11 protein-coding genes and 1 pseudogene are annotated in these 10315 nt (G+C 61.6%); 8 read left to right on the top strand and 4 right to left on the bottom strand.

What is annotated here, in order from left to right:
• The 8 genes from Q0072_RS03985 to der form a co-directional block, all read left to right on the top strand.
• Positions 1–106, top strand: a 106-nt coding sequence (locus tag Q0072_RS03985) for an ArsC/Spx/MgsR family protein (RefSeq protein WP_298326059.1), incomplete at its 5' end; no start/stop codon positions are given.
• 139 nt (positions 107–245) lie between these two features.
• Entirely contained in the window at positions 246–641 is a 396-nt protein-coding gene (locus Q0072_RS03980) for a DUF6249 domain-containing protein (protein ID WP_013480155.1), read from the top strand.
• A gap of 28 nt (positions 642–669) precedes the next feature.
• Complete coding sequence (locus Q0072_RS03975) at positions 670–1257, top strand: RNA polymerase sigma factor (protein ID WP_298326050.1); 588 nt, start codon at positions 670–672, stop codon at positions 1255–1257.
• Positions 1258–1261: 4 nt separating this feature from the next.
• On the top strand, positions 1262–1687 hold the full coding sequence (locus Q0072_RS03970) for a hypothetical protein (protein WP_298326047.1): 426 nt from the start codon (positions 1262–1264) through the stop codon (positions 1685–1687).
• A 47-nt stretch (positions 1688–1734) separates the two neighbouring features.
• Positions 1735–2556, top strand: coding sequence for a 3-methyl-2-oxobutanoate hydroxymethyltransferase (panB, locus tag Q0072_RS03965; protein ID WP_298326044.1), 822 nt, complete (start codon positions 1735–1737; stop codon positions 2554–2556).
• 130 nt (positions 2557–2686) lie between these two features.
• Positions 2687–3418 carry a tetratricopeptide repeat protein gene (locus Q0072_RS03960; protein ID WP_298326041.1) on the top strand — a complete coding sequence of 244 codons (732 nt, stop codon included), beginning with the start codon at positions 2687–2689 and terminating at the stop codon, positions 3416–3418.
• A gap of 41 nt (positions 3419–3459) precedes the next feature.
• Positions 3460–4875, top strand: a complete 1416-nt coding sequence (locus Q0072_RS03955; protein WP_298326038.1) for a PQQ-like beta-propeller repeat protein — start codon at positions 3460–3462, stop codon at positions 4873–4875.
• Positions 4876–4967: 92 nt separating this feature from the next.
• The gene (gene der, locus Q0072_RS03950; protein ID WP_041659520.1) at positions 4968–6554 is read left to right on the top strand and encodes a ribosome biogenesis GTPase Der; all 1587 of its coding nucleotides are present in this window, start codon (positions 4968–4970) and stop codon (positions 6552–6554) included.
• Positions 6555–6589: 35 nt separating this feature from the next.
• Here der and Q0072_RS03945 read toward each other — a convergent pair whose 3' ends face one another.
• The 4 genes and pseudogenes from Q0072_RS03945 to Q0072_RS03930 form a co-directional block, all read right to left on the bottom strand.
• Entirely contained in the window at positions 6590–7423 is an 834-nt protein-coding gene (locus tag Q0072_RS03945) for a PhzF family phenazine biosynthesis protein (RefSeq protein ID WP_298326034.1), read from the bottom strand.
• A gap of 231 nt (positions 7424–7654) precedes the next feature.
• Positions 7655–8998 (bottom strand): aminotransferase class III-fold pyridoxal phosphate-dependent enzyme, encoded by a 1344-nt coding sequence (locus Q0072_RS03940; RefSeq protein WP_298326032.1) that lies wholly within the window; start codon positions 8996–8998, stop codon positions 7655–7657.
• Between the two features lie 71 nt (positions 8999–9069).
• Positions 9070–9807 (bottom strand): SDR family NAD(P)-dependent oxidoreductase, encoded by a 738-nt coding sequence (locus Q0072_RS03935; protein ID WP_298326029.1) that lies wholly within the window; start codon positions 9805–9807, stop codon positions 9070–9072.
• 34 nt (positions 9808–9841) lie between these two features.
• A pseudogene (locus tag Q0072_RS03930) lies at positions 9842–10315 on the bottom strand (amidophosphoribosyltransferase); the annotation flags it as partial.

The following is a 10315-nucleotide window of genomic DNA, read 5'->3' as shown; positions in this document are numbered from 1 at the left end:
TCTGATGCTGTCCAATCCGTCGATGATCAAACGCCCGGTGCTGGATAAGGACGGTACGATCACCGTCGGCTTCAAGCCGGAGGTCTATGCGGCCTTGTTTGCGTGAGGTCAGAGGGGGGGCGCTCCCTCTCTCAGTCGGATGAATTTTATTTAATACTTATCTGTGCATCCAAATGGCCCTGTCCGTGCCTCTTATCCTACAGAGGCGGATTTTCGCCTGACACTTTCTCAAGGGAGATCGTAACATGCACGGTTTCGAAGCGGCACTTCTCATCCCCATCATCTCTATCCTGATGCCTATTTTTATCGTCGGCATCGTCATGTACTTCCGCGCCAAGGACCGGGCCGAGGTGCAGAAGACCATCCGGATGGCCATTGAAAAGGGTCAGCCCCTGCCGCCGGAATATCTGGACAGCCTGCAAAAGTCCGGCGCGTCGATTGGCAAGATGAAAACGCCGGTCAACGACATCCGCTCCGGTCTGATCCTGATGGCCGTGGCCCTGGGTCTGGTGGTCATGGACTATGTCGGCAATGACTATACGTTTGAGACCCTGTCCGGCATTGCGGCCATTCCGGGCTTTATCGGCGTCGCCCTGCTGATCATGGGCATTGTCGGTCTGAACAATCAGAAGAAGTCCTGAACCGTAACGCTTTCAGGATCGACCCGCCATGTCCGCCCCTTCCACCGCTGCCGGTTACCGACATCTGAGTGATCATGACCTGATCGCTCAGGCGGTGCTGGGCGTGTCCGACGCCTTCGGCGAGCTGGTGCGGCGGCACTCGGCGGCCCTGCGCACGCATCTGCGGCGCATGGGGGCACAGGGGGCCGATGCCGACGACATGGCGCAGGAGGCCTTTATCACGGCCTATGAGCGCCTGACCGAGTACCGGGCCGATGGTCCATTTCTCAACTGGCTCAAAATGATCGCGGCCCGGCGTTATCTGCGTAAGGTCAAGACGACGCAGAAATACCTGCTCGTTGACGATGTAGCCCCCTATGAGGCCGCGCCGGACCTGCATCAGGCCGGCCAGAACGAGGGGGTGGCGCGTGATCTGGACGGGGCCTTGTCACGCCTGAAGCCGGCGGAGCGCCTGTGCGTCACGCTGAATATCTCCGGCGGGCTCAGCCATCAGGACGTCTCTAACGAGACAGGCCTGCCGCTGGGGACGGTCAAGAGCCATATCAAACGCGGACTGACGCAACTGAGGGCGATGCTGGACATGGCTGAGGCCGTGCCCGCTGTTATCGAAAGGTGATGTCATGAAGGATGAAGATCTTTACCATCTGTTCCAGACGCCGATGCGCTTCGATGACGAACCGGCGTTTCAGGATCGGGTAATGCGCCGTCTGGGTGCCAAAAACTGGCTGCGTCAGGGCCTGATCGCGCTGGCCGGCCTGTTGGGTGGCCTTTATGCGCTGACGCAACTGGTGCGGTTGCCCGGCCTGTCGTCCACGGCGCAGGCTGCCACACGCCCGGCCGCCACACCGGATGCCACCTTCGAAGCCAGCCTCGGCTTCGGGCGCGAACTGTTGGAAAACGTCGCCAATGCTCTGGCGCTGGCCTTAAGCAAGTCCACCGATTATTTGGCCTTCGCCCAGTCGCCCCTCTTTTTTTGGATCAGCTTTTCGCTATGTATGAGCATTGTCGGCCTGTACCTCGTCAACATGCGTGAAGAGGGGATATAGGCCCACTCCCTGCCGGTCCTCCCGGCTGAGCGAAAGGTGCCTTCAAGGTGAGCAGCCATACCCCATCCCCCGTCAAGCGTCTGACCGCGCCGGAAATCTATGCGCGCAAGGGCGGCACGCCTCTGGTCAGCCTGACCGCCTATGACGCGCCGATGGCGGAAATTCTGGACGATCACTGCGACATCCTGCTGGTGGGCGACAGCGTCGGCATGGTGGTGCACGGCCTGCCGAACACAATCGGTGTGACGATGGAGATGATGATTCTGCATGGTCAGGCGGTGATGCGCGGGGCCAGACGCGCCTTTGTCGTCGTCGATATGCCGTTTGGCTCTTATGAGGGTGATCCGGAAGTGGCTTTTGATAACGCCGCACGCCTTCTGAAAGAAACCGGCGCGCAGGCGGTCAAGGTCGAAAGCGGCCCGACGGTCGCGCGCACCATCGCCTATCTGACGCAGCGCGGCATCCCGGTCATGGGGCATATTGGTCTGCGGCCGCAGGCGGTCAATGTCGATGGCGGCTTCCGCGCCAAGGGCCGTACCCCCGAAGAACGCGAAAAAGTCCTTCAGGAGGCCCGCGACACTGACGCGGCCGGGGCTTTTGCTATTGTGATTGAGGGCGTGGCTGCCGATCTGGCCGGAGAGATCACGGCGGCGGTCAAGGCCCCCACCATTGGCATCGGGGCCTCGGCGGCCTGTGACGGGCAGATACTGGTCGTTGATGACATGCTGGGGCAGTTCGACTGGTCCCCCAAATTCGTGCGCCGCTACGCCGCCTTGCGCGAAACCATCAGCGAAGCCGCCGCTGCCTACGCCAAAGATGTCAAAAGCCGCGACTTTCCGGCCCCACAAGAGACATATTTTGCGAAGTAGAATGACAACCCTGATGGGGCGTCATTAATGATCATTGCGCATCCGGCCTGTTGCGGCTAGGTTCGCGCCAGATTTACCGGTGACCGCCGCGCTGCGGTCCCGTCAGTGTGTTCTGAGACAAGGAATAAACGTGAGCGATATTTTCGAGGAAGCCGAAGAAGGTCTGCGTCAGGACCGTTGGGCCGCCATCGCAAAAAAGAGCGCCCCTTTCGTAGGCGGTGCACTGGCTGTGGCGCTGATCGGGGCTCTGGGCTTCTGGGGCTACACGTCGTGGGACGCTTCACGCGTGAGCAAGGCGTCTGAGGCCTATGTGGCCGCTCAGGAAGCCCTGACCAAGAACGATAAGGCGGCGGCGAAGGCCGATTTCCAGAAGGTCGTGGACGCGGGCGCACCGGGCTATAAGGCACTGGCCCTGTCGCAACTGGCCGGGCTGGCCGTCGAGGACAACAAGACCGACGAAGCCGTGAAGCTGCTGGAAGAGGCGTCGAAGGCCTCTTCTGACCCGCTGATTGCCGATCTGGCCACGCTGAAGGCCACGTTCCTGATTATGGACAAGGCGTCGTTCGAGGACGTCGAAAAGCGCCTGACGCCGCTGACCAAGGAAGGCCGTCCCCACGCGCCTCTGGCCAAGGAAGCGCTGGCCATGGCCAAGATACAGAAGGGCGATATTCAGGGGGCGCGCGGCGACCTTCAGGCGCTGGCCTTCTCGCTGGATGCCTCTGATCCGCTCAAGCAACGCGCCCAGATGGCGGTGGCCCTGATCGATTCCGGCGGGGCCGAAGTGGCGCGTCAGGCGATCAAGCTGCCGGAAGTGAAGGCACAGCCGCAGATGGCCGCCCCGCTCACCCTGCCGCAGCAGTAAACGACATACCCGACTAACCTCACCTTGATGAGAAAGCCCTGATGACGGCAAAGACTTCCCACCATAACGGCCACCAAACCGGTCGTATCCTGACCGCCACGGCTATGGCGCTGGTGCTGGGCGCGGGGCTTTCGGGCTGCTCGACCATCCAAAACCTCAATCCGCTCAAAAAAGAAGAGCCGAAAGAGGTGGCGACGCAGGGCGAACGCATATCCATCGTTGCTTTTGAGCAAAAGGTGCAGCCATCGGAACGTCTGGCGGGCAAGGACTTCTACCTGCCGTCGCCGCAACCGGTCGCTGACTGGCCCTTCGCCAGCGGCCCGACCACGACGGTCGAGCACGCCGCCGCGGCTGAGCAGTTCAAAATCGCCTGGTCCAAGTCGGTGGGGGCGGGCTCGTCGCGCACCACTCAGGTCGTCGCCTCGCCGGTATCCGACGGCAAGCTGATCTACGCCATGGACGGCGAAGCGCGTATCCGCGCCTTTGACGTCAATTCGGGCAACGAAGTGTGGACGCGGAACCTCAATCCCGACATTCGCCGTGACAAGGACGCCTTTGGCGGTGGTCTGGCCGTTTCGGGTGGCAAACTCTATGTGACTTCCGGCTTCCGTCTGGCCGCTGCGCTTGATGCTGCGTCGGGCGAGGTGCTGTGGACCAAGACCTTCGACAGCCCTCTGCGCGCCGCGCCGGCCGTTAACGGCAATGTGGTGGTCTTCAGCGACGTCGATAACCAGATGATAGCGCTGAACAAAGAAACGGGGGAACCCGCCTGGACCTATCAGGCGCTGGTTGAACCGGCGCGCATCCTGCGCACCACCTCTCCGGCCATCTATGAGAACCTGTTTATCGCGCCGTTCTCGTCGGGCGAACTGGTCGGCATTGATGCCAATAGCGGCCAGCAGGTGTGGAACCAGACCCTGGCGCAATCGACGCGTACCAACGCCCTGTCGGAAATCCGCGATATTTCCGGTCGTCCGCTGGTCGCCAATAATCTCGTCTATGCCGCCAGCCATTCGGGCGTCTTCTCGGCGCTGGATGCCAAGTCGGGTCAGCGTCGCTGGTCGGTCAGCGCCGATTCCACCAATGCCCCGTGGGTGGCCGGCGATGCTGTCTATCTTTCGACCTTGCAAAGCGAGCTGATGGCCGCCAATGCCGCGTCGGGTCAGGTCTATTGGCTGGTCGATCTCAATCAGGGTCGCGCCAAGACCAAGAAAAGTTTCTTCGGCATGGGCGGTGAAAAGAAGGTCAAGAACCTGCCGGTGTGGACCGGCCCGATTCTGGCCTCTAACCGCCTGATCATGGTCAATTCCGAAGGCGAAATGGTTGCTTTTGACCCCAAGACCGGCGCGCGCAAGGAGACGCTGAAACTGGGTGATGCGGCCTATCTGGCCCCCATCGTGGTGGGGGACAAGCTGTTTGTCCTGACCGACAAGGCGAAGCTGATCGCCGTTCAGTAAGCCAAGCCAAAGCTATGAACATTCGGATGCAGGAGGCCAGCCTCCTGCATCTTTTCTTTTTTTTACTTAGTTTATCCTGTAATAACCTCTGCATGACCTTAAAAATCGCTATTGTCGGCCGTCCGAACGTCGGCAAATCCACCCTTTTCAACCGTCTTGCGGGCAAGAAACTGGCCATTGTCGATGACCAGCCCGGCGTGACGCGCGACCGCCGCTATGCTTCGGGCCATATCGGCGACATTGATCTTGACCTCATCGACACCGCCGGTTTCGAAGACGTGGCCGATACCTCGCTCGAAGCGCGGATGCGCCAGCAGACCGAAAAAGCCATCGAGGAATGCGACGTCGCCCTGTTCGTCATGGACGCCCGCGAAGGCGTCGTGCCGCTTGATCGCATCTTTGCCGACATCCTGCGCTTCAAGGACAAGCCGGTTATCCTGATCGCCAACAAGGCGGAGGGCCACGCCGGTTTTGCCGGGGCCGAAGAGGCGCACGTTTTGGGCTTCGGCGCGCCGCTGCACCTGTCGGCCGAGCACGGGGAGGGGATTTCCGAGCTTTATGAGGCGCTGGAAAAGTACCGCCAACTGATCGAAGGCGACTTCATCGCCGATGAGGACGAAGACGAGGATGAGGACACCAAGCCCGTCCGCATCGCCATTATCGGGCGTCCGAATGCCGGTAAATCGACCCTGATCAACCGCCTGCTGGGCGAAGACCGTCTGCTGACCGGGCCAGAGGCGGGTATTACCCGCGACTCGATCTCGGTCGATTGGGAATATGAAGGGCGCAAGATTCGCCTCGTCGATACGGCGGGTCTGCGGCGCAAGGCGCGCGTGCAGGAAAAGCTGGAAAAGCTTTCGACCGCCGACACCATCCGCGCCATCACCTTCGCCGAGGTGGTGATCCTGGTCATGGATCAGGAAAACGCCTTTGAAACGCAGGACCTTCAGATTGCCGATCTGGTCGAACGCGAAGGCCGGGCCCTGATCTACGTCATCTCCAAATGGGATACGGTCGAAGAGCCGCAGGCGCGCCTGCACGAACTGAGCGAGATCGCCGAGCGCATGTTGCCGCAACTGCGCGGGGCCCCGTTCGTGGCCCTGTCGGCGCTGAACGGGCGCGGCCTCGATCGCCTGATGCCCGCGGTGCTCAAGGCCTATCGCAACTGGTCGGCCAAGGTGAAGACGCGCGACCTCAATGACTGGCTGAAACTGGCCATTCAGCGTCACCCGCCCCCCGCCGTGGACGGCAAGCGCATCAAGCCGAAATATATGGCGCAGACCAAGGGTCGTCCGCCCACCTTTGTGCTGTTCGCCAGCCGGGCCTATGCCATGCCGGCTCACTATCAACGCTATCTTATCAACAGCTTGCGCGAATCTTTTGATATGCCGGGCGTGCCTATTCGCCTGAGCGTCAAGGCCAATGCCGGGGTCAATCCGTTTGATGAGGGCGGCAGCAAGGACACCAGCGGACCACCGCGTGTGCGCGCCAAGCCGAAGGTCAAGCCGGGCGAAAAGCCGGCCCACCCCAACCGTGTCAAGCAGAAGCCCAAGGGCATGCCAGCGACGCCCAAGGTGGTGGTCAAGGCGCGCACTTCGCGCAGCCTTGGGCCTTCGACCAAGCCCGGTGCCGCCGCCCCCGGCGGCCGCAGCAAACCCGCGGGCAAGGGTAAGCGGTAAACTCATCCTCCCCTACCTATCGGGGGAGGATGAAGTTAAAAACTCCCGGTGCCGCTGAATAGGGTGCGGGTTTCGCCGCCGATCCAGATATCGCCTTTGGCTTCTGAAACATGGATGCGCCCGGCGCGGCCCAGCTTCGTACCCTGAGCCGCCACATAGGGCGCGGTGGCGCGACCATCAGCCAGCAGGCACTGGGCGACCGAGGCATTGAGCGAACCCGTCACCGGGTCTTCGATAATGCCGCCCGTGGCGTCACTGAATAGGGCGCGGATTTCAAAGGCCGTTTCGTGACCCGTCGGATGCGCGCCGACCAGACCGATTTCAACGCGGCGATCCAGATAACGCAGCGGATCGACGGCCAGCACGGCGTCGGCGGAGGCCAGTTGCACCAGTACCCAGCCGGGGCCATTGTCGGCCCATTCGACGCTGACGATGCTGTCTGGCTCTATGCGCAGCACCTCGATAATTTCGGACCGTTTGGCCGCATCGACGGGCCCCTTGCGCACCAGCGGCGGCGCGGCAAAGGCCGGCCGGTCGCCGTCAAAGCGCACACGGACCAGACCGACCGCGCATTGCTGTACCACCTCGGTCTTGTGCGAACCGGCCGCCAGACGCCACGCATGGGCCGAGCCCAGCGTCGGATGCCCGGCAAAGGGCAGTTCGCGGTCCAGCGTAAAGATACGCACGCGGTAGTCGGCGTCGGGCGTCTCCGGCGGTAGCAGGAAGGTCGTTTCCGACAGGTTGAACCAGCGCGTGATGCGCTGCATGTCTTCGGTCGTCAGGCCCTCTGAGTCGAGCACCACGGCCACCGGATTGCCGCTGAACGGCCCGGAATGGAAGACATCGACCAACTGAAAACGGCGGTTCATTACATTCTCCGGTGCCGCATCTGTAAGTCTCAAATCGGCATCGCCGTTTGAGAGGGGGGAGGTTGCAGCGATAACTCATTTTTTCTCCTCCCTACGCTTTGCGTGGGGAGGTGGCAGCGAGCGAAGCGACGCTGACGGAGGGGTGTAAGATACCCCTCCGCCTCGTAAACTCGGCACCTCCCCATGATATGGGGAGGAGGAAGATCGACAAGATTAAATCGTAACCATGATCTAAAGTTGCCCCAACAATCTGCCCAGCTTGCGGATCAGCTCGTCGATCTCGGCCTCCGTCACGTCCAGCGGCGGGCGGAAGCGGATCGAGTCGGTGCCGGCCCCCAGCAGCAACAGCTTCTCTTGTTCCAGTGCCATGTCGATCAGACGCCCCTTGTTCGGCGCATAGAGCAGGCTGAACCCCTGATAGAGGCCAAGTCCGCGCACATTGCCGAGCGTATCGGGATATTTTTCAACGAGGGTGTTCAGCCCGCCAAACAGACGCGCGCCCTTGCTTTCGACGCTTTGCAGCAGGCCTTCGTCCTCGACGATCCGCCATTCCTCGCAAAAGCGCACCATGTCGGAGAGGGTGCCGCCCCAGGTCGAATCGAGCACGCCGATATCTTCCATCGAGTTGAGCATATAGACGACGCCATTGCCGAACTTTTTGGCCGTGGCGACGGCCTGCGGCGGGTGGGGGACGTCGAACAGGTCGATGGAAAAGACCTCACCCGTCTGTCCGCCGGAGGTTTGCACCTCATCCAGCCCCCAGGCGATGCCATGATGGTGACACAGGCGCGACAGCTCCTGATAGAAGCGCGGCAAGGCCAGGCGATGGCCCCCCGCCCCCTGAAGCGGCTCAAGAATGACCCCGGCGATTTCATCGCGATAGGTGGACATCAGATAGTCGAGCGTCGCCAGACACTTATCGACTTCGCGCTGGTTGTCGGCTTCACGGCGACGGCTGTCATATTCGGGGAAGGGCACCTGAAGATTGCCCTGAATCAGGCCCTGATAGTCGCGCGTGGCGATGGGGTCGTTCGACAGCTTGGTGATATTGAGCGCATAGACGGTGCGCCCGTGGAAGGCCTGCTCAAAATAGATGAAGCGGTGGTTGAGCACCGTTTTGCCCTGCGCCTGCATCTTCTTGTGGTGGAGATTGATGAGGTATTTCATCATATTCTCAACCGCTTCGGCGCCGGAATTGACCGCATAGACCTCGACGCGCTCCCCCCGCATACACTTGGGACGCAACGCGTGCAGCAGGCGGTAATAGTCGAGACATTCGCGCGTCAGGAAGTCCGGATTGGCCATCTTGGTATTGGCGGCCACCACCAGTCGGCGCATATAGTCGGGCTCATACAGGCGCGGGTGGTTGTAGCCGATCAGGCGCGACCCGTAGAGGCCGCACCAGTCGGTGATGCGGTCACCATCGACGGTCGCCAGCTCCAGACCGCGCGACGCTTCCAGATCGACGACGAACGGATAGGGCTCGGCGATGACGTACTGCGACAGCTCGTCGAGAAGCGCGGCGCTGCCGGGTTTGGGGAAGGTGAGATCGGGAATGAGCATGGCCTGGGTCATGAGTTTATTTGACCCGAATCCCGCAAAAAGTGAACCAGAAACCTTTGTTTTTCTGGAAAAATCTTGGTGGGTTATGCGTGGCCGGAATGAGTCCATTCCCGGAAGTGGATCGTTTCCAGCGTCGGCACGCGATCGGCACGCGCCAGTTCGACCATCAGCGGGATGATCTCTTCAGGCAAAGGCAGGGTTTCGGGGTCTTCGCCCGGAAACGCCTCGGCGCGCATCCGGGTGCGCATGGCCCCCGGATTGACAAGGGCGCAGCGGATAGAGGTCACTTCCATCTCGTCGGCCCAGGTGCGCACCAGCGCCTCCATCCCGGCTTTCGAGGCGGCATAGGCCCCCCAGAAGGCGCGCGGGTTTGAGGCGGCGCCCGACGACACGAAGATGGCCCGCGCCGCATCCGACAGCTTCATCACCGGCTCAAGCTGACGGATCAGACGGTAGGTGGCGTTGAGGTTCAGCGTGATGACGCGGTTGAAGTCCTTGGGTTCATAGTGCGAAACGGGGGTCAGCGACCCCAGAGTCGCCGCCGCATGGACGAAGATGTCGAGCTTTTTGAACCGCTCATAGATGGCCCCGCCGATGCGTTCCAGCGCGGCCCCGTCGGCGAGATCGAAGGGGATCAGGGTGGCGTGACGACCGGTTTCGGCAAAGATCTGATCGTCCAGCTCCTCGAGCGCGCCGCTGGTGCGGGCGCAGGCGATCACATGCGCCCCGGCGCGCGCCAGACCCAGCGCCGTCGCCCGGCCAATGCCACGCGACGCACCGGTGATCAGGGCGATACGCCCCTGCAAAAGGGTGTCGGTCATCGCCCCCGTCTTCATCGCCCTGTCCTTCTTATTTTTAGTGGGTATTGGCCAGAAGCGACAATTGCTGACCGCTGGCTTCGGCTTCGGCGGCGATCTCCTTGTCCGTCAGACGGGTCGGATAGTCGCCGGTAAAATAGTGGTCGGTATATTGCGGCTGATCGTTGTTGCGGCCGTCGTGGCCCATCGCCTTGTACAGGCCATCGACCGAGAGGAAACCGAGCGAGTCGCATTCCAGCATCTGGCGCATCTCCTCGATGGAATGTTGCGCCGCCAGCAGCTTGGCGCGGTCTGGCATGTCGATGCCGTAATAGTCGGGCCACAGGATGGGGGGCGAGGCCGATCGCAGGTGGACTTCCTTGGCGCCGGCAGCGCGCACCATGCGTACAATCTTCACCGAGGTGGTGCCGCGCACGATGGAATCATCGATCAGGATGACCTTCTTGCCTTCCAGTACGACGCGGTTGGGCGAATGCTTCTTGCGCACCCCCAGATCGCGGATGTTCTGGGT

The organism is Asticcacaulis sp. (genome assembly GCF_027484505.1).
GTDB lineage: Bacteria > Pseudomonadota > Alphaproteobacteria > Caulobacterales > Caulobacteraceae > Asticcacaulis.
The sequence above is the reverse complement of the archived record's forward strand: the minus strand, read 5'-3'. Positions and strand labels throughout refer to the sequence as shown.